The sequence below is a fragment of the Pimelobacter simplex genome (genome assembly GCF_900114845.1).
Lineage (GTDB): Bacteria > Actinomycetota > Actinomycetes > Propionibacteriales > Nocardioidaceae > Nocardioides > Nocardioides simplex.
Window position 1 is genome coordinate 72608 of record NZ_FOUK01000008.1, and the last position, 24202, is coordinate 96809.

General features: G+C 73.0%; 21 protein-coding genes. 11 read left to right on the top strand and 10 right to left on the bottom strand.

Features of this window, described 5'->3' with window-relative positions; translation table 11 throughout:
- Positions 1–51 precede the first annotated feature (51 nt).
- Entirely contained in the window at positions 52–636 is a 585-nt protein-coding gene (locus BM223_RS26475; protein ID WP_038677467.1) for a TetR/AcrR family transcriptional regulator, read from the top strand.
- Here BM223_RS26475 and BM223_RS26480 read toward each other — a convergent pair.
- Positions 612–1664: a glycosyltransferase gene (locus BM223_RS26480; RefSeq protein ID WP_052138332.1), complete on the bottom strand. Its 1053-nt coding sequence runs from the start codon at positions 1662–1664 to the stop codon at positions 612–614. The genes BM223_RS26475 and BM223_RS26480 overlap by 25 nt on opposite strands.
- A gap of 63 nt (positions 1665–1727) precedes the next feature.
- A complete protein-coding gene (locus BM223_RS26485) occupies positions 1728–2183 on the bottom strand; it encodes a hypothetical protein (RefSeq protein ID WP_141267448.1) in 456 nt (151 codons plus the stop codon).
- A gap of 173 nt (positions 2184–2356) precedes the next feature.
- Here BM223_RS26485 and BM223_RS26490 point away from each other — a divergent pair, with 173 nt between their 5' ends.
- The 6 genes from BM223_RS26490 to BM223_RS26515 all read left to right on the top strand — a co-directional run bounded on the left by BM223_RS26490 (position 2357) and on the right by BM223_RS26515 (position 10194).
- Positions 2357–4081 (top strand): methylmalonyl-CoA mutase family protein, encoded by a 1725-nt coding sequence (locus tag BM223_RS26490; protein ID WP_235319182.1) that lies wholly within the window; start codon positions 2357–2359, stop codon positions 4079–4081.
- Entirely contained in the window at positions 4078–6243 is a 2166-nt protein-coding gene (gene scpA / locus BM223_RS26495) for a methylmalonyl-CoA mutase (protein WP_038677469.1), read from the top strand. The genes BM223_RS26490 and scpA overlap by 4 nt, the downstream gene beginning before the upstream one ends.
- Positions 6244–6259: 16 nt before the next feature.
- Entirely contained in the window at positions 6260–7246 is a 987-nt protein-coding gene (meaB, locus tag BM223_RS26500) for a methylmalonyl Co-A mutase-associated GTPase MeaB (protein WP_038677470.1), read from the top strand.
- 89 nt (positions 7247–7335) lie between these two features.
- Positions 7336–8379: a ScyD/ScyE family protein gene (locus tag BM223_RS26505; protein WP_052138334.1), complete on the top strand. Its 1044-nt coding sequence runs from the start codon at positions 7336–7338 to the stop codon at positions 8377–8379.
- An 81-nt stretch (positions 8380–8460) separates the two neighbouring features.
- A complete protein-coding gene (locus BM223_RS26510) occupies positions 8461–9660 on the top strand; it encodes an amidohydrolase (RefSeq protein WP_038677471.1) in 1200 nt (399 codons plus the stop codon).
- Between the two features lie 36 nt (positions 9661–9696).
- Positions 9697–10194 (top strand): DUF3060 domain-containing protein, encoded by a 498-nt coding sequence (locus tag BM223_RS26515; protein ID WP_038677472.1) that lies wholly within the window; start codon positions 9697–9699, stop codon positions 10192–10194.
- A gap of 3 nt (positions 10195–10197) precedes the next feature.
- On the opposite strand, the gene BM223_RS26520 is transcribed toward BM223_RS26515, so the two are convergent.
- The 4 genes from BM223_RS26520 to BM223_RS26535 form a co-directional block, all read right to left on the bottom strand.
- The gene (locus BM223_RS26520) at positions 10198–11484 is read right to left on the bottom strand and encodes an ABC transporter permease (RefSeq protein WP_038677473.1); all 1287 of its coding nucleotides are present in this window, start codon (positions 11482–11484) and stop codon (positions 10198–10200) included.
- Positions 11481–12743: an ABC transporter permease gene (locus BM223_RS26525; protein ID WP_235319184.1), complete on the bottom strand. Its 1263-nt coding sequence runs from the start codon at positions 12741–12743 to the stop codon at positions 11481–11483. The genes BM223_RS26520 and BM223_RS26525 overlap by 4 nt, the downstream gene beginning before the upstream one ends.
- The gene (locus tag BM223_RS26530) at positions 12740–14254 is read right to left on the bottom strand and encodes an ABC transporter ATP-binding protein (protein WP_038677474.1); all 1515 of its coding nucleotides are present in this window, start codon (positions 14252–14254) and stop codon (positions 12740–12742) included. Before BM223_RS26530 ends, BM223_RS26525 begins: the two co-directional genes overlap by 4 nt.
- A gap of 131 nt (positions 14255–14385) precedes the next feature.
- Positions 14386–15468, bottom strand: a complete 1083-nt coding sequence (locus BM223_RS26535) for a BMP family lipoprotein (protein ID WP_038677475.1) — start codon at positions 15466–15468, stop codon at positions 14386–14388.
- A 202-nt stretch (positions 15469–15670) separates the two neighbouring features.
- Here BM223_RS26535 and BM223_RS29980 point away from each other — a divergent pair, with 202 nt between their 5' ends.
- Positions 15671–16069 (top strand): cytidine deaminase, encoded by a 399-nt coding sequence (locus BM223_RS29980; RefSeq protein WP_235319186.1) that lies wholly within the window; start codon positions 15671–15673, stop codon positions 16067–16069.
- Here BM223_RS29980 and BM223_RS26545 read toward each other — a convergent pair.
- A complete protein-coding gene (locus BM223_RS26545; RefSeq protein ID WP_141267450.1) occupies positions 16057–17181 on the bottom strand; it encodes a glycosyltransferase family protein in 1125 nt (374 codons plus the stop codon). The two genes, BM223_RS29980 and BM223_RS26545, sit on opposite strands and share 13 nt — an antisense overlap.
- A gap of 47 nt (positions 17182–17228) precedes the next feature.
- Here BM223_RS26545 and BM223_RS26550 point away from each other — a divergent pair, with 47 nt between their 5' ends.
- Genes BM223_RS26550 through BM223_RS26560 form a run of 3 tightly spaced genes read left to right on the top strand, consistent with a single transcriptional unit; the run spans position 17229 to position 20283 of the window.
- Positions 17229–18530, top strand: a complete 1302-nt coding sequence (locus tag BM223_RS26550; protein WP_038677477.1) for a thymidine phosphorylase — start codon at positions 17229–17231, stop codon at positions 18528–18530.
- A 2-nt stretch (positions 18531–18532) separates the two neighbouring features.
- A complete protein-coding gene (locus BM223_RS26555; RefSeq protein ID WP_038677478.1) occupies positions 18533–19954 on the top strand; it encodes an NAD(P)/FAD-dependent oxidoreductase in 1422 nt (473 codons plus the stop codon).
- Complete coding sequence (locus BM223_RS26560) at positions 19951–20283, top strand: cupin domain-containing protein (RefSeq protein WP_038677479.1); 333 nt, start codon at positions 19951–19953, stop codon at positions 20281–20283. Before BM223_RS26555 ends, BM223_RS26560 begins: the two co-directional genes overlap by 4 nt.
- A 122-nt stretch (positions 20284–20405) precedes the next feature.
- Here the strand turns inward: BM223_RS26560 and BM223_RS26565 are convergent, their stop codons facing one another.
- From BM223_RS26565 to BM223_RS26575, 3 genes are read right to left on the bottom strand one after another with little or no spacing between them, the layout of a single operon-like run.
- Positions 20406–21824 carry a YlbE family protein gene (locus BM223_RS26565; RefSeq protein WP_038677480.1) on the bottom strand — a complete coding sequence of 473 codons (1419 nt, stop codon included), beginning with the start codon at positions 21822–21824 and terminating at the stop codon, positions 20406–20408.
- Complete coding sequence (locus tag BM223_RS26570; RefSeq protein ID WP_038677481.1) at positions 21821–23296, bottom strand: AllF/FdrA family protein; 1476 nt, start codon at positions 23294–23296, stop codon at positions 21821–21823. The genes BM223_RS26565 and BM223_RS26570 overlap by 4 nt, the downstream gene beginning before the upstream one ends.
- A complete protein-coding gene (locus BM223_RS26575; RefSeq protein WP_052138335.1) occupies positions 23293–24114 on the bottom strand; it encodes an oxamate carbamoyltransferase subunit AllH family protein in 822 nt (273 codons plus the stop codon). The genes BM223_RS26570 and BM223_RS26575 overlap by 4 nt, the downstream gene beginning before the upstream one ends.
- Positions 24115–24202 lie beyond the last annotated feature (88 nt).

Here is a 24202-nt window from a genome sequence, read left to right on the forward strand (position 1 = left end):
GCGATGAAAACAGACTGTATGGTCTGTTTTGTGCCTGCGAGGATTCTGCCCGTGGAAGCGGCCCGACGTCAATCACGAGCCCTGCGGACCCGGGAGCAGATCCTGGCGGCCGCCGTCGAGGTCATGGTCGGGCACGGGTACGCCGGCCTGACCATGCAGCGGGTCCAGACCGCCGCGGGCGTCACCCGCGGCGCGCTCACCCACCACTTCTCCTCGATGCGCGAGCTCGCCGTCGCCGCCGTCGACTACGTGGCCGCGGCCCAGGCGGGGGAGATCGAGGCGGCGGTGGCCGACGCCGGGCCCGCCGAGCTGATCGAGGTGCTGCACGAGGTGACCCGGCGCCCGACGTACGTGGCCGGGCTCGAGCTGTGGGTCGCCGCGCGCACCGATCCCGAGCTGCGCGCTGCGCTGCGCCCGGGCGCCCGCCAGCTCGGCCGCCAGCTGCGCGAGCCGCTCCTGCTGCTCGTCGGCGACCTCGACGACGAGCGGCTCGAGGTGTTCGCCGACGGACTGCTGTCGCTGCTGCGCGGCCTCGCCGTCGGCGGCGTGCTCCGCGACCGGCCGGCGCTCGAGAAGGCGGTGCTGGCCGCGTGGCTCGGCGCCTTCGGGGCTCAGGCCACGACCGGCGCCGGCTGAGGGTAGGCGGCGGTCACCAGCTCGTCGACCGCGTCGGTCCAGGTACGGCGCAGCGCCCGCTCCCGCCCGGCTGCGCCGAGCAGGCCGCGGCGCGGGTCCGCGGCGACCGCGGTGACGGCGCGGGCCAGGTCGCGGGGGTCGGCGGGGTCGTAGAGGACGCCGGTCTCGAGGTGCGCGACGACGTCGGGCGCACCGCCCGCGCGCGGCGCCACGACCGGGACGCCGGAGGCGCCCGCCTCGCGCAGGGCGTGGCAGTCGGTCTCGTGCTCGCCCGGGTGGACCAGGACGTCGAGGGTGGGCAGCGCGACGGTCAGGTCGCCGATCGCGAGCGGCCCGGTGAACCGTGCGTGCGGCAGGCGCCGGGCGAGCCACTCGCGGTCGGGGCCGCCGCCGATCACCACGACACGGATGCCGGGGACATCGGCGAGGGCGGCCAGGCGTCGCACGCCGGCGGGCTTGTGGAGGCCGCCGACGTAGCCGACGACGACCTTGCCGCCCGCGGTGGCCTTCGCCTTGGACCACGAGCGGTGCAGCCAGGGGTCGCGCAGCGTGGGGGAGAAGGCGAGCGGGTCGACGCCCGGCTCCCACAGGCCGGCGTCCACGCCGAGCTCGGCGGCACGCTCGACCATCCAGTGCGAGGTGACCAGGACCCGGTCGGCGCGCTCGGCGACCTTCGCCCGCCAGTAGTCGGCGGCGAGGTCGAGGACGGGCGACTGCTCGACGGCGAGCGTCGGCACGCCGGCCCGCGCGGCGTGCTTGAGCGCCTTGCGCCCCACGGCGCGCGGCGAGTGGACCTGGACGAGGTCGGGGGCGAAGGTCTCGATGGCCTCGCGCACCTGCGCACCGGTCGGCTCGAGCGGGCGCACCCGGACGACGTCGCAGCCGCGGTAGCTCGCCAGCCCCGGCCCGGGCGCGAGGATCCGCACCGCGTGGCCGCGGTCGACGAGGCGGTCGACGGTCGCCTTGAGCGTGGTCGTGGTGCTGTCGACGGCCGGGTAGAAGGACTCGGTGGCCAGGACGATCCGCATGCCTCCACGGTGGGCCGCGGACATGGCGCGACCTCACCGTCCAGGTGGCGGGCCGGTGAACGCTCAGGCGTCGTTCGGTGCTTCGTTCGGTGCGGCGTCCGGGACGTCGTCGGGTGGGTCGATCGTGCGCGGCGGCAGCTGTCCCTCCTCGATCGCCCGGGCGACGGCCCGGATCCGCTCGCCGCTCTCGCGCCAGGTCCCCGACGGCGCCTCCCACCAGGCGGTGAAGCCGCGCCGGGCCTCGATCGTCCAGTGCGCGCCGAACGCGACCCGGGCCAGGGCGGCGAACGGGATGAGCAGCAGGAGCAGGACGAGCTCGAACGCGACCACCAGGCCCAGGATGATGAACGGCAGGGCCAGCACCAGCAGCACGATGCCGATGACCGCGCTGATCGGGTCGTCGCCGAGCCCGGTGGCCCAGTCGAGCGGGCCGGTGTCGGGCGCGCGCAGCCGGCGCCGCCACGGCACCCAGCGCCGGGTCACGCGCCAGGTGCGGCCCTGGGGGTCTCGTACCTTCACGGGGGCATCGTAGGGGTGGTCGGTGGGACACCCCGGCGACCCAGGCCGGGCCCAGCCGGAGGCAACCTAGCGCCCGCTTGCTCCGCGCGGGCGGCCTCCCGCGAGGCGGCGACGAGGCGGAGATATGTCACACCGGGGTGACACCGGTCCCGTCGCGGATAGTCTTGGCCCTCGTGACTGACTCGCCCCTCTCGTTGGCGCAGCCCGAGGACGCGCACACGCGTGCTGAATGGGAGGCCGCCACGGCCGCCGTGCTGCGGAAGACCCGCAAGCTCGGCGACAGCGACCCCGACAGCGCCGTGTGGGACAAGCTGACCCGCACCACCCTCGACGGCATCGCCGTGACCCCGCTCGGCCTGCCCGGTGGCGCCGTGAGCGTGGTGCGCCCGTCCCGCCAGGGTGCCTGGGACATCCGCAGCCTGGTCGCGGACCCGGACGCCAAGGCCGCCAACGAGGCGGCGCTCGTCGACCTCGACGGCGGCGTGACCAGCCTGTGGCTGGCCGCCGACGAGGCCACCGATGTCGCGGCGACGCTGAAGGACGTGCTGCTCGACCTGGCGCCCGTCGTCCTCGACGCGCCGTCGGCGACCACGCAGGTGGCCGAGGCGTTCCTCGCGCTCCCCGGCGCCAAGCACCCCGACAGCAACCTCGGGATCGACCCGCTCGGCGTCATGCTGCGCGACATCCCGCTCGCCGTCGACGAGGCGGTCGCCGAGCTGCAGACGCTGGCCCGCAAGGCCGACCAGCACGACATCCGGGCGATCGTCGTCGACGCGACGGCGGCGCACGACCTCGGTGCGAGCGACGCCCAGGAGCTCGGCTGGTCCATCGCGGTGGGCGTCGCCTACCTGCGCTGGCTGACCGACCACGGCCTCTCGGTCGAGGACGCCGCCCGCCAGGTCGAGTTCCGCTACGCCGCGACCGACGAGCAGTTCCCCACGATCGCCAAGCTCCGCGCGGCTCGGGTCCTGTGGAGCCGGGTCCTCGAGGTCAGCGGCGTCGAGAGCCCCGTCGCCCAGCGCCAGCACGCGGTGACCAGCCGGCCGATGCTCAGCAAGTACGACCCCTACGTCAACATGCTCCGCGGCACCGTCGCGGCCTTCGCGGCCGGTGTCGGCGGCGCCGACGCGGTCACCGTGCTGCCGTTCGACAGCGCCAACGGCCGCCCCGACGGCTTCGGCCGCCGGATCGCGCGCAACGTCAACCACCTGCTCATCGACGAGTCGCACGTCGCCGCGGTCGCCGACCCGGCCGGCGGCGCGTACGCCGTCGAGCAGCTCACCGCCGACCTGGCCGCGGCCGGCTGGGCGGAGTTCCAGCAGCTCGAGGCCGAGTGGGAGGGCGGGCACGACTTCGACCCGTTCCGGGCCCGGATCGCCGCCGTCGTCGAGAAGCGCGAGGCCGACATCGCCCGGCGCAAGCGCCCGCTGACCGGCGTCAGCGAGTTCCCGAACCTCGCCGAGACGCTGCCCGAGCGCGCCGACGACCCGCTCAACGACCGGGTCCGCCGCTACGGCGCCTCGTTCGAGGCGCTGCGCGACGCACCCGCCACGGCACCGGTCTTCCTGGCCACGCTCGGCTCGATCGCCCAGCACACCGCGCGGGCCACATTCGTGAGCAACCTGCTCGCCGCCGGTGGCATCGCCGTCGAGGTGGCCGGCCCGACCGCCGGCGTCGACGAGCTCGTCGCGGCCTACGACGGCCAGCAGGTCGTCTGCCTCGCCGGCACCGACACGGCGTACGACGAGTGGGGCGCCGCCGCCGCGGCCGCCCTCCGCGAGGCGGGCGCCACGCACGTCATCGTCGCGGGCAAGCCCACCGAGTACGTCGACGACAGCGCGGCGATGGGCATCGACGCGCTCGCCTTCCTGAACCGCACGAGGGAGAAGCTGGCATGACCATCCCCAAGAGCTTCGCGGGCCTGCCGCTCGCTCCCGACCAGGCCGCCGCGGCCGCGCCGGACCTGCCGGCCGGCGAGCCGTGGCGCAGCCCCGAGGGCATCGACATCCAGACGTCGTACGGCCCGGCCGACGTCGCCGGCCTCGACGCGCTCGACACCTACCCGGGACTGAGCCCGTTCCTGCGCGGGCCGTACCCGACGATGTACACCACGCAGCCGTGGACGATCCGGCAGTACGCCGGCTTCTCCACCGCCGAGGAGTCCAACGCCTTCTACCGCCGCAACCTCGCGGCCGGCCAGAAGGGCCTGAGCGTCGCGTTCGACCTGGCGACCCACCGCGGCTACGACTCCGACCACCCGCGGGTGCGCGGCGACGTCGGCATGGCGGGCGTGGCGATCGACTCGATCTACGACACCCGCACGCTGTTCGACGGCATCCCGCTCGACCAGATGTCGGTGTCGATGACGATGAACGGCGCCGTGCTGCCCGTGCTCGCCCTCTACATCGCCGCGGCCGAGGAGCAGGGGGTGAAGCCGGAGCAGCTGAGCGGGACCATCCAGAACGACATCCTCAAGGAGTTCATGGTCCGCAACACCTACATCTACCCGCCGGCGCCGTCGATGCGGATCATCTCCGACATCTTCGCGTTCACCAGCCAGCGGATGCCGCGGTTCAACTCGATCTCGATCTCCGGCTACCACATGCAGGAGGCCGGGGCGACCGCCGACCTCGAGCTGGCGTACACGCTGGCCGACGGCGTCGAGTACATCCGGGCCGGCCTCGAGTCGGGCCTGACCATCGACCAGTTCGCGCCGCGGCTGTCGTTCTTCTGGGCGATCGGCATGAACTTCTACATGGAGGTCGCCAAGATGCGCGCGGCCCGGGCGCTGTGGAGCCGGCTGGTGCGCCAGTTCGACCCGCAGAACCCCAAGAGCCTGAGCCTGCGCACGCACTCGCAGACCTCCGGCTGGTCGCTCACCGCGCAGGACGTCTTCAACAACGTCGGCCGCACCGCTATCGAGGCGATGGCCGCGACCCAGGGGCACACCCAGTCGCTGCACACCAACGCCCTCGACGAGGCGATCGCGCTGCCGACCGACTTCTCGGCGCGCATCGCCCGCAACACCCAGCTGCTGCTGCAGCAGGAGAGCGGCACCACCCAGATGATCGATCCGTGGGCCGGCTCCTACTACGTCGAGAAGCTCACCCACGACCTCGCCGAGCGCGCGTGGGCGCACATCCAGGAGGCCGAGGCCGCCGGCGGCATGGCCGCCGCGATCGAGCAGGGCATCCCGAAGATGCGCATCGAGGAGGCCGCCGCCCGCACCCAGGCGCGGATCGACTCGGGCGCCCAGAAGGTCATCGGCGTCAACACCTTCCGGCTGCCGGCCGAGGACCCGCTCGAGGTGCTCAAGGTCGACAACGACGAGGTCTACCGCCAGCAGGTCGCCAAGCTCGAGCGGCTGCGTGCCGAGCGTGACGGCGGCGAGGTCGAGGCCGCGCTGCACGCGCTGACCCGCTCCGCCGACTCCGGCGACGGCAACCTGCTCGACCTGGCCGTCGCCGCGGCCCGCTCCAAGGCCACCGTCGGCGAGATCTCCGACGCGCTCGAGAAGGTCTACGGCCGGCACCAGGCCGTCATCCGTACCATCTCCGGCGTGTACCGCGACGAGGCCGGGCTGGCCAACGACGGAGCCGGCGACTCGCTCGTCGGCCAGGTCCGCGACGCGACCGACGAGTTCGCCGAGGCCGAGGGACGCCGTCCGCGCATCCTCGTGGCCAAGATGGGCCAGGACGGCCACGACCGCGGCCAGAAGGTCGTCGTCTCGGCCTTCGCCGACATGGGCTTCGACGTCGACGTGGGCCCGCTGTTCTCGACCCCCGAGGAGGTCGCGCAGCAGGCGATCGACGCCGACGTCCACATCGTCGGGGTCTCGTCGCTGGCCGCGGGCCACCTCACCCTGCTCCCGGCGCTGAAGAACGCGCTGGCCGAGCAGGGGCGTGACGACATCATGGTCGTCATCGGAGGCGTCATCCCGCCGGACGACGTACCGACCCTCAAGGAGATGGGCGCCGCAGCGGTGTTCCTGCCCGGCACGGTGATCGCCGAGTCGGCGCTCGACCTGCTGGCCAAGCTGCGCGACCAGCTCGACCACTGAGGACCCTGAGGACGACGTGAGCGCGCTCGACGCGGACACCCTCATCGCCGGCGTGCGCGACGGCAAGCGGGCAGCGGTCTCCCGGGCGATCACGGTGATGGAGTCGACGGCTCCGCGGCACCGTGCGCTGGCCCGGGAGCTGCTCGCCGGCCTGCCCAAGCGCGACTCCGTGCGGGTGGGCGTCTCCGGTGTGCCGGGGGTCGGCAAGTCCACCTTCATCGAGTCGCTGGGCAGCACGCTGACCGGCGCGGGGCACAAGGTGGGCGTGCTCGCCGTCGACCCGTCGTCGGTGCGCACCGGCGGCTCGGTGCTGGGCGACAAGACCCGGATGGCCCGCCTGTCGGCCGATCCGCACGCCTTCATCCGCCCGTCGCCGTCGGCCGGCACGCTCGGGGGAGTGGCGCGCGCGACCGTGCAGGCGATGGCGGTCCTCGAGGCCGCCGGGTACGACGCGATCCTCGTCGAGACCGTCGGCGTGGGGCAGTCGGAGGTCACCGTCGCCGGCATGGTCGACACCTTCCTCTTCCTCACCCTCGCCCGCACCGGCGACCAGCTCCAGGGCATCAAGAAGGGCATCCTCGAGCTCGCCGACGTGATCGCCGTCAACAAGGCCGACCCCGAGGACCCCGCGCGCGAGCAGGAGGCCCGGGTCGCCGCCCGCGAGCTGGCCGGGGCGCTGCGCCTGGTCCGCGGTCACTCCGAGTGGGCGCCGCCCGTCGTCACCTGCTCGGGTCTCACCGGCGCGCGCGTCGACGAGGTCTGGGGGCAGGTCCTCCAGCACCGCGACCACCTCGGCCCCGACGGCCTCGCGCGCAAGCGCGCCGAGCAGCAGCTCGACTTCACGTGGGCCCTGGTGCGCGACGAGCTCGACCAGCGGCTGCGGCACAGTGCGGCCGTCAAATCGGTCCAGGGTGACATACGCGCCGCGGTCCTCGCAGGAGAACTCACCGCCCCGCTGGCCGCCGACCGGCTGCTCGCGGCGTACGACGGCGTCGAACCGTAAAATTCGCTGCGTTCGCCGGACAGCGCGCGCGGCTCCGGGTGAGCATCTCCGGCATGGTTTCCCCCAGTACCCGTTCCCGTTCCCTTCGCGTGCTCGTCGCCGCCGGCATCGCCGCCGCGGTCACCGGCTCCGTCCTCGCCCCCTCACAGGCTGCCGCTCCGGCCCCCGGAAAGCCCGTCGCCACGGGCCTCCTGTCGCCGTTGAGCGTCGCGGTCAACGACAAGGGGCACGTCTACTACACCGAGAATTTCGCCGGCAAGCTGCTGGTGAAGAAGCCGGGCAAGCCGGCCAAGGTGGTCTACACCGCTCAGGGTGAGGTGGGCGGCGTCTCGACCGAGGGCAAGGCGGTCTACTTCATCGTCAACAGCAAGGTGATGAAGCGGACGGCGGCCGGCAAGGTGCGCACGCTCGCCGACCTCGGCGCCTACGAGGCCAGCCGGAACCCGGACAAGATCTTCACCTACGGCGGCGTGGGCCTGAGCCCCGAGTGCGTCGCGGCCTGGCCGAGCGGCGAGGGCGTCCCGCCGGCGTCGTACAACGGCATCGTCGAGTCGCACCCCTACGCGACCGCCGTCCACAACGGCGACGTGTACGTCGCCGACGCCGCGTCCAACGGCGTCTACCGGATCCGCGACGGCAAGATCAAGACGGTCGCGCTGCTGCCCCCGGTGACCGCCACCGTCACGCCCGCGCTGGCCGAGGCGACCGGCATGCCCGAGTGCGCGATCGGCAAGCAGTACCGCTTCGAGGGCGTGCCGACCGACGTCGAGTACGCCGACGGCAAGCTCTACGTCACCGGTCTGCCGGGCGGTCCCGAGGACGGCACCGTGCCCGGCTCGCTGTTCCGGGTCAACCTGGCCAAGAAGAAGCTCTCCCGGGTCGCCACCGGCTTCGTGAGCGCGGCCGGCGTGGGCGTGGCCGACGACGGCAACATCTACGTCTCCGAGCTCTTCGGCGGCAAGGTCACCCGGATCACGCCCAAGGGCAAGAAGCGGACGTTCGCGAAGATCGCGCTGCCGTCTGCGGTCGAGGTCGTGGGCAAGAAGGTCTACGTCACCGAGAACGTGCTGTCCGGCCTCAGCGGGCAGCCGGGCGACGTCCCGGCCGGCAAGGTCGTGAAGTACCGGCGCTGATCGCGCGCCACGACGTCGTACGGGCGTCCGACCTGAGGTCGGGCGCCCGCACGTCATGTCGTACGGCGTAGGTTGGGCACCGTGGAACGTCGTGATGCAGCAGGCCTGCTCGGCCTGGTCGCCGCCGTCGTCGAGAAGCTCGACGACGAGCTGGTCGAGCTGCGCCGTGACCTGCACCGGCACCCCGAGGTGTCGTGGTCCGAGCAGCGCACCTGCGACCAGGTGGTCGCCCACCTCGAGCGCGCCGGGTGGCAGGTCACCCGCATGCCGCGCAGCGGGGTGGTGGCCGACCTCGGCCACGGCGCGACGACGGTCGCGCTGCGCGCCGACCTCGACGCCCTGCCGGTTCCCGACCTCACGCCGCACCCGTGGCGCAGCTCGGTCGACGGCGTCGCCCATGCGTGCGGCCACGACGTGCACACCTCGGCGCTGGTCGGCGCGGCCCACGCGCTCGGCGAGATCCACGCCCAGGGCCTGCTCCCGGGCCGGGTGCGGCTGATCTTCCAGCCGGCCGAGGAGGTCATGCCCGGCGGCGCGAAGCACCTGATCAGCCACGGGGCGCTCGAGGGCGTCGACCGGATCTTCGCGCTCCACTGCGACCCGTCGGTCGACGTCGGGGCGGTGGGTCTGCGCTCCGGCCCGATCACCAGCGCCGCCGATCGCATCGACGTCCGGCTCGAGGGCAGCGGCGGGCACACCTCGCGCCCGCACCTGACCGGCGACCTCACGTTCGCGCTGGCCAAGATCACCAGCGAGCTGCCGGCCGTGCTGAGCCGGCGGATGGACCCCCGCGCCGGCGTCAGCGTGGTGTGGGGGATGCTCCGCGCCGGCTCGGCCCCCAACGTCATCCCCGACCACGGCATCGCCAGCGGCACCGTGCGGATCCTCGACGCCGAGGCCTGGGCCTCGTGCGAGGCCGTGGTCCGCGAGGCGGTGCTCGACATCGTGCGCCCCTACGGTGTCACCGCCAGCGTCGACTACCTCCAGGGCGTGCCGCCGGTCGTCAACGACCGGCTCAGCGTCGCGATGGTCGCCTCGGCGGCCGACGACCTGCTCGGCCTGCACCACCGCACCGAGGTCGAGCAGAGCCTGGGCGGCGAGGACTTCGGGTGGTACCTCGAGCACGTCCCCGGCGCGATGTTCCGGCTCGGCACCCGCACGCCGGGCGGTCCGCGCTTCGACCTGCACCAGGGCGACTTCGAGGCCGACGAGGCCGCCGTCGGCTTCGGCGCGCAGATGCTGGCCGGGGTCGCCCTCAACGCGCTCACGTCGGGGAAATAGGGTTTCGTCCGGCACCTCGCTCGGAAGGAACCCATCATGACTGCGATCTCCCGCGCCACCGGCGCGCTCGCCGCCCTCGCCCCCGCCGCCCTCGTGGCCGGCCTCACCGTCGCCGCGCCCGCACCCGCGGGCGCCGCGGTGACCATCACCTGCACCGGCGCCCCGGTCGTCCTGACCGAGAGCACCGAGGTCTACACGCTCACCGGCACCTGCGGCGCCGTCACCGTCCGCGGCAGCAACGTCACCGTCAGCCTGACCAGCGCGACCGCGCTGACCGTCACCGGCAGCAACACCCGGGTGGTGGCCTCCCGCACGCTCGGCCCGGTGCTGGTCAAGGCCGCCAACTCCGCCGTCACCGCTCCCAAGGGCACCTCGGTGAAGATCAAGGGGGCCAATAACAAGGTCGTCTACGGCAAGCTGCGCAAGGTCGTCGTCAAGGGCGCGAACAACGTGGTGCGGGTCAAGGCGGGCAAGACCAAGGTCAAGGTCCGCGGTGCCAACAACGTCATCCGCGTCCACAAGCGGACGCGCTGAGCCTCAACCCTTGCGGTAGGGGACGCCGTCGGCGGCCGGGGCACGGGACGCCCCGACCAGGCCGGCGACGGCGACGATCGTGACGACGTACGGCAGCATCAGCATGAACTGGCTGGGCACCGGCGAGCCGAGCACCGACAGCACGCCCGACAGGTTCGACGCGAAGCCGAACAGCAGGGCGGCGAGCGTCGCGCGGACCGGGTCCCAGCGGCCGAAGATGACGGCGGCGAGGGCGATGTAGCCCGCGCCGTCGGTCATCTCCTGGCCGAACTGCGGCACCGAGACCAGCGTGTACGTCGCGCCGCCCGCGCCGGCGATGAGGCCGGCGATCAGCAGCGTCGTGTAGCGGGTCCGGTTGACCTTGATGCCGACCGTGTCGGCGGCCTTGGGGTGCTCACCGACCGCGCGCACGCGCAGGCCCCACTTGGTGCGGTAGAGCGCCCACGCGACGACCACGACGGCGGCGTACATCAGGTAGACGAGGATCGTCTGGCGGAACAGCACCGGGCCGATCACCGGGAGGTCGCCGAGCACGGGGATCGGGATCCGGGAGAAGTGGTCGGGGGCGTTGAGCTTCTGGGGGTTGTCGGCGAGCACCTGGCTGAACAGGAAGCTGGTCAGGCCGATCACGAGCACGTTGAGCACGACGCCGACGATGACCTGGTCGACGAAGTAGTTGATCGCGAAGAAGCCGAGCACGAGCGCGACCAGCGCGCCGGCGAACATCGCCGCCACCAGGCCGCCCCAGGGGGAGCCGACGATCGTGCCGAACATCGCGGCCGCGAAGGCGCCGAACAGCAGCTGGCCGTCGATCGCGATGTTGACGACGCCCGCCCGCTCGCCGAGCACGCCACCGAGCGCACCGAAGACCAGCGGCACGGCGAGCGCGATCGAGCCGCCGAGCAGGCCGACCACGGGCACGGTCTTGCCGGCCGCGGCCCAGGCCAGGAAGCCGGTCATCGCGAGCACCGAGAAGATCGCGATCAGCCACAGCGGCGTCCGCCGCGCGCGGCTCACCAGCAGGGCCGACACCGCCGTGCAGGCGGCGAGGAGCGCGACGATCACGGCGACCGTCGCGGTCGATGGCAGCGTGACCTCGGGCAGCTCGAAGAAGTCGGTGTCGGTGGCGAGCCGGAAGCCGGTGTCGCCCGAGCGGGCGTTGAGCGCGATCAGCAGCGCGATCGCGAGCGTCACGACGCCGAGCATGATCGGCGTCTTGATCAGGGTGCGGAGGGGGAGCGCGGACGGCTCGACCGCCGCCGGGACCGGAACGTCGATGGTGGTGCTCATGCCGTCGCCTCCTTCGGCAGGCGGAAGATCGCTCGCACCAGCGGGGGAGCGGCGATGAAGAGGACGATCAGGGACTGGATGACCAGGACGATCTCGACCGGGATGCCCTCGGCGGCGGCCATGGAGAAGCCGCCCGCCTTGAGCGCGCCGAACAGCAGGCCGGCGGCGAGGATGCCGAGTGGTCGGGAGCGGCCGAGCAGGGCGACCGTGATGGCGTCGAAGCCGATGCCGGCGTCCATGTCGACGGTGACGCCGCTGGTCGCCGTACCGAGGATCTGGTTGACGCCCGCGAGACCGACCAGGCCACCGGCGATGAGCATCACGGTGATGTAGGTGCGGCCGACGTTGATGCCGGAGGCGCGGGCGGCGTCCGGGTTCTCGCCGACGGCGCGGAACCGGAAGCCGAGCGCGGACTTGTTGAGCAGCCACCAGGTGAAGCCGACCGCGACGAGCGCGATGAGGAAGCCGAGGTGCAGGCTGAACCGGTCGCCGAGCAGCTTGGGCAGGATGACCGACTCGGGCATCGGCTTGGACTTGGGGTTGAGCGAGCCGGGCGCCTGGAGCAGGCCCTGCTTGGAGAGCACGTAGAAGACCAGGTAGTAGCCGACGTAGTTGAGCATGATCGTGACGATCACCTCGTGCGCGCCGCTCTGGGCCTTGAGGAAGCCCGCGATGCCGGCCCACAGGGCACCGGCCAGGGCGCCCGCGACGACGGCGAGGGGCAGGTGCACCGCCATCGGCAGGTCCATGCCGACGCCGACCCAGCCCGCGGCGGTGCCGGCGAGCAGCATCTGGCCGCGGCCGCCGATGTTGAACATGCCCGCGCGGAAGGCGAGGCCGACGCCGAGGCCGGCCAGGATCAGCGGCGCGGCGAACTTGAGCGTCTCGGTCAGCGGCCGGATCCGCAGCTCGAAGCCATCGACGTTGGTGTTGTAGATCGCGCCGCGGAACAGGGCCGTGTAGGCGTCGGTGATCGACGTGCCCACCGCGTTGAAGAAGTCGCTCGGCCGCGAGCCGATGTAGGCGAGCGTGTCGCGGACGTCCTGGTCGGTGAGCAGGATCATCAGCGAGCCGATGACCATGGCCAGCAGCACCGACAGCACCGCGACCAGGGCGTTGCCGGTCGCGATCTCGCGCAGGACGCCGTCGAAGCGGCCCGGCTCGCGCGGCTTCTGGTCCGCGGGGACCTCCGGGTTCTCGGGGTTCTCCGGGGTCTCGGGGTTCTCGGCCACGGCCTGGCCCTCGTCGTTGGTGCTCACTCGCCGATCCCTTCGGGGCGCTCGCCGGCCATCATCAGGCCGAGGGTCTCGCGCGGGGTGTCCGCCGGCACGATGCCGACCACCTGGCCGCGGTAGAGGACCATGATCCGGTCGGAGAGGGCCACGATCTCGTCCAGCTCGGTCGAGACCAGGAGCACCGGCACGCCGGTGTCGCGGGTGGCGACGACCTGTTTGTGGATGAACTCGATGGAGCCGACGTCGACACCGCGGGTCGGCTGGGCGGCGACCAGGAGGCGCAGGTCGCGGGAGAGCTCGCGCGCGACGACGACCTTCTGCTGGTTGCCGCCGGAGAGCTGGCTGGCCTTGGCGTTGATGCCGGAGGCGCGCACGTCGTACTCGGCGAGCTTCTCCTTGGCGAACGTCTCGAGGTAGCCGCGGCGCACGGTGCCGGCCGAGACGAACGGCTTGCCGTGGCTGCGGTTGAGCATGAGGTTCTCGGCGAGCGTGAAGCCGCCGACCAGGCCGTCGACCTGGCGGTCCTCGGGGACGAAGCCGACGCCGGCGTCGAGCACCTTGCGGACCGAGCGGCCGACCAGCTCGACGCCGTCGAGGGCGATCGAGCCGCGCACGTGGTGCTGCAGGCCCAGGATCGCCTCGGTGAGCTCGGTCTGCCCGTTGCCCTGGACGCCGGCGACGCCGAGCACCTCGCCGTGGGCGATCGAGAAGCTGATCCCGTCGACCTGGACGTGGCCGGTGTCGTCGGTGACCTGGAGGTCGCGCACCACGAGCGCGTCGGGGCCGGGCTGGGCCGGCTCCTTGTGCACGGTCAGCTCGACCGGGCGTCCGACCATGAGCGCGGCCAGCTCGGCGTTGGACGCCGTGGGGGAGGCCTCGCCGACGACGGCGCCGCGGCGGATCACGGTGATCCGGTCGGCGATCGCGCGGACCTCGCGGAGCTTGTGGCTGATGAACACGATGGCGGTGCCGGACGCGCGGAGCTGGCGCATGATCTCCATGAGCTCGTCGGTCTCCTGCGGCGTCAGCACGGCCGTCGGCTCGTCGAAGACCAGCACCCGCGCGTCGCGGGAGAGCGCCTTGATGATCTCGACGCGCTGCTGCACGCCGACGGGGAGGTGCTCGACGAGCGCGTCGGGGTTCACGTCGAACCCGAAGCGCTCGGAGATCTCCCGCACGCGGCGGCGCGCGGCGTCGATGTCGAGGGTGCCGGCGAAGCCGGTCGCCTCGTTGCCGAGCATCACGTTCTCGGCGACGGTGAAGACGGGGACGAGCATGAAGTGCTGGTGCACCATGCCGATGCCGGCGGCCATGGCGTCGCCGGGACCCGCCATCTTCAGCGGCTCGCCGTCGAGGAGGATCTCGCCCTCGTCGGCCTGGTAGAGGCCGTAGAGGACGTTCATCAGGGTGGACTTGCCCGCGCCGTTCTCACCGAGCAGGGCGTGGATCTCGCCGGCGTTCACGGTCAGCGAGATGCGGTCGTTGGCGACCAGCGTCCCGAAGCGCTTGGTGATGCCTCGAAGCTCGAGCGTCATGGGGCGATCCTCTCCGAGGAGACGTGGGCGAAGCCAGAGGTAGGGGATGGTACGTGCCGCGAGAACGCAGTCCGGGGGAGGCCGGCCAGGCCGACCTCCCCCGGGCGCTACGTCGCCGTAGGCGCGGAAACCTACTTGGTGAGGTAGGAGCTCACCGGGATGCTGCCGTCGATGATGCCCGCCTTGACGGTGTCGAGCTCACCCTGCAGGTCGGGGCTGATCTTGCTCTCGAAGTTGTGGAACGGCGCGATGCCGACTCCGTCGTTCTCGAGCGTGCCGATGTAGGCCTCGGGGTCGAACTTGTCGTTGCCCGCCGCCACGACGGCCTCGATGGTCGAGGTCTTCATGTTCTTGAGGATCGACGTGAAGATCAGGTCGCGCGTGGTCGGGTCGGTCTCGTAGAAGTCCGCGTCGACACCGATCATGGCGACGTCCTTGCCGGAGTCCTTGATCGCGGTGAGCGCGCCCTGGTAGATCGGGCCACCGACCGGCAGGATCACGTCGGCGTTCTGGTCGAGGATCTGCTTGGCGGTGTTGGTCGCCTTCTCGTTGGCGTCGAAGCCACCGGTGAAGACGCCCTTGTCGTTGCCCTCCCAGCCGACGAGCTTGACGGACTTGCCCTTCTCCTTGGCGTAGTAGTCGACGCCCTGCTTGAAGCCGTCCATGAAGATGGTGACGGTCGGGAACGGCTGGCCGCCGTAGGTGCCGACGACACCGGTCTTGGTGTAGTCCGCCGCCGCGTAGCCGGCCAGGAACGCCGCCTGCGCGGTGTCGTAGAGGATCGGCTTGATGTTGTCGGCGTCCTTCTTGCCGTCGAAGTCGTTGTCGGCCGCGTCGTCGATGAGGATGTACTCGATGTCGGGGTTGGCCTTGGCCGACTCGACGGTGGCCGCGGAGAGCGCGAAGCCGACCGTGACGATCGCGTCGCAGCCCTGGTTGACGAACTGGTCGAGCGCGGGAGCGTAGTCGTTCTCGTTCTTCGACTCGAACTCCTTGTAGTCGCTGTTCAGCTCCTTGGCCGCGTCCTTCACGCCCTCGTAGCTGAGCTGGTTGAACGACTTGTCGTCGAAGCCGCCGGCGTCGGACAGGATGCAGGGGAGGAAGTCGCTCTTCTTGTCGGCGCTCTTCTCGGGGGCGTCGCCACAGGCGGCCAGCGCCGCGCTCGCCATGATGGCCACGGCCGCGACGGCCGACGTCCTCTTCCAGGTCTTCACAGATGTCCTCCAGGTCGACGCCCGGCACCGCGGCAGGGCAAAAAGGGGGTGTGCTGATACTCCGAAGGTGCATCCTGGCTCAGAAGGCGCGCCACGGGAAGCGCATTCGTCGAAACGGTTACCAACTTGGGACATTTCTCGTTCCGGCAGTCCTGGGCGCAAGATCCTCGCGCGGTGCGGCGCCGTGGCCTACGGTTGCGGCGTGGTGGACTGGGACTCCCTGAAGCAGGCCGCGAACGACATCGCGGCACGCGCCTACGCGCCGTACTCCGGCTACCGGGTGGGTGCGGCGGCGCTCGCCGACGACGGGCGCCTCGTCGTGGGCTGCAACGTCGAGAACGCGGCCTACGGGGTCACCCTGTGCGCCGAGTGCGGCCTGGTCTCCAGCCTGCACGCGAGCGGCGGCGGCCGGCTCACCCACTTCGTGTGCGTCAACGGCGTCGGTGACGTGATCATGCCGTGCGGACGCTGCCGCCAGCTGCTCTGGGAGAACGGCGGCGCCGGCCTCGAGGTGCTCACCCCACAGGGTGTGCTCGGCATGGACGCCGTGCTGCCGCAGGCCTTCGGGCCCGACGACCTGAGCGTGGTTCAGGGCGAGTAGGGCCAGGCGATCGCCAGGTAGACGCCGTAGCCGGCGCTGAGCGCCGTGAGCACGGCCAGCACGACCACGAGGGTGGTGCGCCGGGCTGCCGCGAGCCCGGCCGCGACCGGGAGCAGCAGCGGGAACGCGGGCAGCAGCAGGCGCGCCTTCGCCTGGTAGTAGCCGGCGCCGAAGAACGACAGCGCCACCACGACGCCGGCGAAGACGACCAGCGGCCACGGCACCCGGTCGGTGGCGAGCAGGACGAGCAGGCCGAGGGCGACCAGCACCACGGCGGCCGTGACGTACAGCGCGAGCGGGCTCTCGCGGGTGAGCAGGTCGCGGGTCGTGGCCAGGGTGGTGCCGCCGGCGTCGTACGACATCCGCCAGGCGTCGTTCTGGACCCGGAAGTAGCCGTCGGCGCTGCCGAGGCGGTGACCCACCCAGGCGACGTACCCCAGCAGGCCCAGGGGAGCCAGCGCGCCAGCGACCCAGGGGCGCCAGCCGTCCTCGCGGCGCACGACCGCCACGAGCGCGGCGAGGCCGACCGCGACGACCAGGGCGGCCGCCGTGGGCCGGGTGAGCCCGGCGAGCAGGCACAGCGCGCCCGCGGCCACCCAGTGCCGGCGCAGCAGCGCCCACAGGCTCCACGCGACGAGGCCGGTGAACAGCGGCTCGGTGTAGCCCATCGAGAGCACGAGGCTGTGGGGGAGGACGGCCCACAGGCCGGCCAGCAGCACGCCCGTCCGGCGGTCGCGCACGTGGGTACCGACGGCGTAGATCCCGGCCGCCGCGCCGATGCCGCACAGCCACGCGACGACGACACCGGCGGTGCCCGCACCGCCCGGCAGCACCGGGTCGACCAGCGCGACGATGCCGGGGAAGAGCGGGAAGAACGCGAGGTTCGTCGGCAGCAGGGTCCCGTCAGGGCCGACGGGGATGGCGTGGTCGTAGCCGCGGGTGACGATGCGGGCGTACCAGATCGCGTCGGAGCGGCCCAGCAGTGCGAGCAGCGAGGTGTCCCGGCCCGCCGCGAACGCCGCGAGGACCGCCGTGCAGACGGCGCGCAGGGCGACGAAGAGTCCGACGGCGCAGAGCATCCCGCGGCGGTCGGTCGGCGCGGACCGGAGCATGCCGGGACCCTACTAGCGGTCCACGAGGTGCCGACTAGGGTGCGTGCATGACAGTCGGCAACCACGACGCCGTCGAGGTGATCCTCACCAAGCGCGACGGCCACACCCTCTCCACCAGCCAGATCGACTGGATGGTGGACCGCTACACCCAGGGAGCGGTGGCCGACGAGCAGATGTCCGCGCTCCTCATGGCGATCCTGCTCAACGGCATGGACCGCCGCGAGATCGCCGACTGGACCGCGGCGATGATCGCCTCCGGCGTGCGGATGGACTTCTCCTCGCTCAGCCGGCCCACCGCCGACAAGCACTCCACCGGCGGCGTCGGCGACAAGATCACGCTGCCACTCGCACCGCTCGTCGCGGCGTGCGGGGTCGCCGTCCCGCAGCTGTCGGGGCGGGGCCTGGGCCACACCGGCGGCACCCTCGACAAGCTCGAGTCGATCCCGGGCTGGCGCGCGCTGCTCAGCAACGACGAGATGATGGCCCAGCTCGAGTCGGTCGGCGCGGTGATCTGCGCGGCCGGCGACGGTCTCGCGCCCGCCGACAAGAAGCTCTACGCCCTGCGCGACGTCACCGGCACCGTCGAGGCGATCCCCCTGATCGCCTCGTCGATCATGAGCAAGAAGATCGCCGAGGGCACCGGGGCGCTCGTCCTCGACGTCAAGGTCGGCAGCGGCGCCTTCATGAAGGACGTCGACAAGGCGCGCGAGCTCGCCGAGGTGATGGTCGCGCTCGGCACCGACGCGGGCGTGCGCACCGTCGCGCTGCTCACCGACATGCAGACCCCGCTCGGCTACACCGCCGGCAACGCCATCGAGGTCGCCGAGTCGGTCGAGGTGCTCGCCGGGGGCGGCCCGGCCGACGTCGTCGAGCTCACCCTGGCGCTGGCCCGCGAGATGCTCGCCGGGGCCGGCCGCGACGACGTCGACCCGGCCGACAAGCTCGCCGACGGCTCCGCGATGGACGCCTGGCGGCGGATGATCCAGGCCCAGGGCGGCGACCCCGACGCCACGCTGCCGGTCGCGCGCGAGGAGCACGTCGTCACCGCGCCCTCCGACGGCGTCCTGACCCGCCTCGACGCGCTCTCCGTCGGCATCGCCGCCTGGCGCCTCGGCGCCGGGCGCGAGCGCAAGGAGGACCCGGTGCAGGCCGGTGCCGGCGTGGTCTGGCACGCCCGGCCCGGCGACGCCGTCACCGCGGGCGCGCCGCTCTTCACGCTCCGCACCGACACCCCGGAGCGCTTCGACCGCGCGCTCGCCGCGCTCGAGGGCGGCTACGACATCGCGGCGCCCGGCACGTCGTACACGCCGGGGCCGCTGGTCATCGACCGGGTCGGCGCGCAGGAGTAGTCGTGGCCGCCTCCGCGCGCGGAACCGTCTTCTCCCGCACCCCGGTCGCGCGCGCGGCGGTCGACCACGCGCTCGCGCAGGTGCGCGACGGCTGCTTCTGGCTCGACGACGTGCCCGGCCGGGTCGGCTACCCGGCCCTGACCGGCTCGGCCGACACCGACCTGCTCGTCGTCGGTGGCGGCTACTGCGGCCTGTGGACGGCGCTCGTGGCCAAGCAGCGCGAGCCCGGCCGCCGGGTCGTGCTCATCGAGGCCGAGCAGGTGGGCTGGGCCGCCTCGGGGCGCAACGGCGGCTTCTGCGCCGCCAGCATCACCCACGGCGAGGAGAACGGCCGCTCCCGCTGGCCCGACGAGTACGACGAGCTGGAGCGTCTCGGCCTGGCCAACCTCGAAGCGATCGAGGCGACCGTGCGCGAGCTCGGCATCGACTGCGACTACGAGCGCACCGGCGAGCTCGACGTCGCCATCGAGCCGCACCAGGTCGCGGACCTGCGGGCCGGCGGTGCCGAGGTGATCGAGGCCGACGCGCTGCGCGCGATGGTGAACAGCCCGACGTACCTGGCCGGCGTGCTCGACCCCGACGTCGCGATGGTGCACCCGGCGAAGCTCGCCGTCGAGCTGGCCCGGGTGGCCGCCGAGCTCGGCGTCGAGATCTTCGAGCACACCCGCGCCACCGGCCTCGACGGCGGCGGCCGCACCGGACCGGTCCGGGTCCGCACCCCGCGCGGCACGATCACCGCGCGCCGGGTGGCGCTGGCGACCAACGTCTTCCCCAGCCTGCTCGCGCGCTACCGGATGCACACCGTCCCGGTCTACGACTACGCGCTCATGACCGAGCCGCTCACCCCCGCGCAGCTCGCGTCGGTCGGGTGGGAGGGCCGCCAGGGCGTCGGCGACCTGGCCAACCAGTTCCACTACTACCGGATCAGCCGCGACCACCGGATCCTGTGGGGCGGCTACGACGCGATCTACCACTACGGGCGCCGGGTGCGGCCCGAGTACGAGCACCGGCCCGCGACGTACCGGCGGCTGGCCGAGCACTTCCTCACCACGTTCCCCCAGCTCGAGGGCGTTCGGTTCAGCCACCAGTGGGCCGGCGCGATCGACACCTCGACCCGGTTCTGCGCGTTCTTCGGGCTCGCGATGCGCGGCCGGGTCGCGCACGCGGCCGGCTTCACCGGGCTCGGCGTCGGCGCCACCCGGTTCGCGGCCGAGGTGATGCTCGACCGCCTCGCCGGTCTCGACTCCGAGCGGACCCGTCTCGCCATGGTGCGCCAGACGCCGCTGCCGTTCCCGCCCGAGCCGATCGCCTCCGTCGGCATCCAGGCGACCCGCTGGTCGCTCGACCGCGCCGACCACCACGGAGGCCACCGCAACGCCTGGCTCCGCACCCTTGACGCCCTCGGGCTGGGGTTCGACTCGTGAACGAGCGCCACGTCGACGTCCTCGGTGCCGACGTCCCGCACGAGCCGGTCCCGGCCGCCGACACCGTCGCCGGTACGCCGACCACGGGCGTCGTCGAGCTCGGCACCTTCCACGGCGTCGAGCTCGGGATCTGGGAGATCACGCCCGGCGTCGTCCGCGACGTCGAGGCGGACGAGGTGTTCGTCGTCCTCGAGGGCGAGGGGACGGTCCGCTTCGTCGACTCCGGCGAGACCGTCGACCTGCGACCGGGCGCGCTCGTCCGCCTGGACGCGGGGGAGCGCACCGAGTGGGAGATCCGCTCCCGCCTGCGCAAGCTCTACCTCGCCTGACCTCAAAACGCCGAAGTGCGTGGGTTGCGGGTCCGAAGTGGGCAGGTTGCGGGGTCGAGATCGGAATCTCGACCCCGCAACCGCCGTACTTCGGGGCCGCAACCCACGCACTTCGTGGGGGGTCAGGCCTCCGCGCGGGTGCGGGTGCGCTGGGCCAGCTCGGCCAGGGCGGCCGGGAAGATCGACGCCGGGGGCGTGACCAGGCCGGCGCCGACCTGGCCGACGCCCGCGAGCTTGCCGGCCATGCCGGTGTTGATCTGCGGGAGGATGCCGGTGCGGCACACCGACGAGACGTCGATGCCCGTGGCGGCGCCGGCGAAGTCGAGGACCGGGATCGGCCAGCGGTTGTTCTCGCCGATGGTGATCTCGCGCATCCGGCGGCTGGTGGCCAGGGCGTCGGGGACGGTGCCGCCGACGAAGCGGACGATCGCCGGGGCGGCGGCCATCGCGAAGCCACCGATGCCGGCGGTCTCGGTGATGGCGGAGTCGCCGATGTCCGGGTTGGCGTCGTCCGGGCCGTAGTCGCCGAGGAAGAGACCCTCGGCGAGCTGGGCCGGGCCGGTGAACCACTGGTCGCCGGTGCCGGAGACCTGGATGCCGAAGTCGGTGCCGTTGCGGGCCATCGCGACGACCATCGTCGAGCCGGGGATGTCGCGGCCCGCGTCGAGAGCGAGCTTGCACGCCGGCATGGCGATGTTGAGGAAGAAGTGGTCGTTGCCGCCGATGAACGCGAACGCCTCGGCGATCTCGTCCGACGAGCGGTTCGCGCGGACCAGGGCCGGCGCGAGGTCGCGCATGAGCATCAGCGTGCCGGCGCGGTTGCGGTTGTGCGCCTCGTCGCCCATCTGCAGCATCTGGCCGAGGATCGCGGTGGCGTCGACCGGGTCGGACGCCGCGACGGCCTCACCGAGCAGCGGGCCGAGGACGTCGCGCATCCAGCGCAGCCGCTCGAGCACCTCGGGGCCGTACGCGCCGTAGCGCAGCACCTTGCCGAGACCCTCGTTGAGCGAGCAGTAGGTACGGCGACCGGTGGCCGGGTCCTCGAGGATGAACATCCACATCGACGGCGACACGACGCCGGCCATCGGGCCGACGGCGCTGCGGTGGTGGCACGGCTCGAGCGACACATTGGCGCCCGACGCGAAGAGCGCCTCGGCGTCCTCGGGAGAGTCGACGAGCCCCTCGAAGGCGGCGGCGCCCATGAGCGCGCCGCGCAGCGGGCCGGAGGCGCGCTCCCACTCGATCGGCGGGCCGGCGTGGAGGAACTGGCCCTTCTCGAGGCCGAGCAGCTCGGAGGCCGGCGCGACGCCGACGAGCAGCGCCTGGACGTCGAGCATCCGCGAGACCGCGAGCGCGTTGGCGTCGCGGCGCAGCGGGTCGGCGGCGACGGTGGCGAGGTCGTCGGTGGTGCCCTCCATCGGGGGCTTCCAGTCGACGCGCTCGACCGGGACGGCCTGGGCCTCGACGGCGGCGGCGAACATGTCGGCGCCGACGGCGGCGACGGCCGCGGGGGACTGGCTGGGCAGGGACGTGGTGCTCATCGGGCTCCTCCGGTGGCGAGGGCGACCGCGCGGCGGGTGGCGGCGGCGTTGGACAGGTGGACCTCGGCGCCGGCAGCGGCGAGCGCCTCGGCCTGGCGGGTGAGGCCCTGCTGGTCGGCCGAGGTGCCGACGCAGGCGACGACGACGGGCACGTCGCGGGCGGCGCGCGCGGCGGCGATCGCCGGGGCGAGGTCGCCGGCCGGGTCGTCCTGCGCACCGTGCCCGAGGACGACGTCCATCAGGATCACCGCGGTGTCGGGGTCGGCCGCGACCTTGGTGAGGTGCTCGAGGCGCAGCGTCGGGTCGATCATCGGGTGCGCGCGGCCGCGGGTGAGGCCGTCGTCGCCGAAGTCGATCATCAGGTGGCCCGGGCTGAGCAGGCTCGCGTCGAGCGCCAGCTCGGGGGAGAGCGGGATGTTGCTGCGGATGTCGCCGACGCTCGCGGCGGCCAGCAGCATCGCCTCGTCGCACAGCGTGCCGCCGACGAACAGGCCACGCAGCGCGCTGCCGCCGTCGGGGGCGGGGACGGCGGGCGTGCCCCACACCGGCCACTCCGGGACGGCGACGCCGAGGTCGCCCAGGAGCGCCTCGACCTGGGTGGTGATGTCGGGCTGGCCCGCGCCGAGCAGCGCGAAGCGGACCGGGGTGCCGAGCGTCGCGGCGTACTCCTCGACGGCGGCGGCCACCTCGGGCGCCGGCGGCTTGGAGACGACGACGATGTGCTCGACGCTCGGATCGGCGTCGAGCCGGTCGAGCGCCGTCGTGGTGGAGATGCCGCCGATGGCCGACGACAGGTCGCGCCCGCCCACGCCGAGCGCCGCGGCCACACCGACGCCCGCGGCGTCGAGCAGGGCCAGGATCTGCTGGCAGCCGGTGCCCGAGGCGGCGACGATGCCGACCCGGCCGGGCGTGACGGTGTTGGCGAAGCCGAGGCCCAGACCGCCGACGACGGCGGTGCCGCAGTCGGGCCCCATGACGAGGAGGCCGCGGTCGCGGGCGATCCGCTTCATGGCGAGCTCCTGGTCGACCGGGACGTTGTCGCTGAAGATCATCACGTCGCTGCCGGCGTCGAGGGCGTCCATCGCCTCGACGAGCGCGGAGGCGCCGGGCACCGAGACGAGCGCGAGCCCGCCGCCGGCGCGGCGCAGGGCGGAGCCGGTGGTCCGCGGTGGGGCGGTCACCTCGCCGCCGGTGGAGCCCTTGCGGGCAGCAGCCAGCGCCGCGTCGACGGCGGCGAGGGCGGCGGGCAGCACGCTCTCGTCGTCGAGGCGCAGTGCGACCACCATGTCGTTGGGGGATGCGGCAGGCAGGGTGAAGCCCATGCCCTGCAGCACCTCCAGGTTGAGATCGGTCGCCATGGCCACCTGGGCGGCGGTGACTCCGGGCGTGGCCGCGACGTCGCGGCTCACCTGGAGCAGGGCGACGCTGTCGGCGTAGGCGCCGGGACGGATCTCGACGTGCTCGACGGTCATCGAGGACTCCCTTCAAGGGGTGTTGCGGGGCTGGACGGGACAGAAGGACGGAGGGCGAGGAGGGCGCCGAGGAGCATCCCGGCGCCGGAGGTGTGGCCAACGGCGCGCAGGGCGGTCACCGCGGCGGCGACCTCCCGGCCGGTGCCGAGGGCGAGGAGGAGCCGGCGGAACGGCGGGATCGAGGCCCCGTCGATCGCATCGGCGAGCAGCGTCGCGGAGAGCGCGGTCGTGCGGTGCGCGTCGGCCCGGACGGCGAGCGCCACCGCGTCCGGGTCGCCGCCGGCCGCGCGGGTCGTGACGAGCCAGCCGGACAGGACGTCGTCGCCGACCGGGGTGAGGCCGTCGCCGCGCCCCAGCAGCGCCCGGACGGCGGCGGGGTCGCCCGCCGCGAGGGCGTCGAGAGCCTCGGCCGGCAGCTGACGTCGTACGACGTCGAGGTCGGGGCCGGCCGCCGCCAGCCGCTCGCCGGCGACCACCGGGTCGGGCAGCGGGGGCGCGTCGGTGGCGACGATCCGGTCCACGCCGACACTCAGGCCGGCCAGGCGCAGCACGCCGTCGCCCACGGGGACCGGGTCGCCGACGGCGACCTCGGGCAGCGCGGCGAGCGTGGTCGCGATCGCGGACGGCACGTGCACGGCACCGCGGGCCACGACGCCGACGACCCGCTCGTCCACGCGGACGTAGACCGCCTCGCGCCCGGAGTGCAGCACGGTCCCGACCCGTGGGGGGCCCGCCAGCAGGTCGCGGAGCGCGGCTCCGCCCGCTCCCGCGACGCGGCCCGGGGGCAGCGTCGACGACGAGAGGGCGGGATCCGGCACTTGTCGGACGCTAACGGGTGGGTATCGTGCATCGAATGGTGAGCATTGCCAACGTCGGGCCAGAAGACGGGCAAGAGTTGATAGCCAC

Coding starts and splice junctions, on each gene's coding strand:
- BM223_RS26480 (WP_052138332.1), bottom strand. CDS start 1,664: ATGCGGATCGTCCTGGCCACCGAGTCCTTCTACCCGGCCGTCGACAGC.
- scpA (WP_038677469.1), top strand. CDS start 4,078: ATGACCATCCCCAAGAGCTTCGCGGGCCTGCCGCTCGCTCCCGACCAG.
- BM223_RS26515 (WP_038677472.1), top strand. CDS start 9,697: ATGACTGCGATCTCCCGCGCCACCGGCGCGCTCGCCGCCCTCGCCCCC.
- BM223_RS26520 (WP_038677473.1), bottom strand. CDS start 11,484: ATGAGCACCACCATCGACGTTCCGGTCCCGGCGGCGGTCGAGCCGTCC.
- BM223_RS26530 (WP_038677474.1), bottom strand. CDS start 14,254: ATGACGCTCGAGCTTCGAGGCATCACCAAGCGCTTCGGGACGCTGGTC.
- BM223_RS26545 (WP_141267450.1), bottom strand. CDS start 17,181: ATGCTCCGGTCCGCGCCGACCGACCGCCGCGGGATGCTCTGCGCCGTC.
- BM223_RS26550 (WP_038677477.1), top strand. CDS start 17,229: ATGACAGTCGGCAACCACGACGCCGTCGAGGTGATCCTCACCAAGCGC.
- BM223_RS26565 (WP_038677480.1), bottom strand. CDS start 21,824: ATGAGCACCACGTCCCTGCCCAGCCAGTCCCCCGCGGCCGTCGCCGCC.
- BM223_RS26570 (WP_038677481.1), bottom strand. CDS start 23,296: ATGACCGTCGAGCACGTCGAGATCCGTCCCGGCGCCTACGCCGACAGC.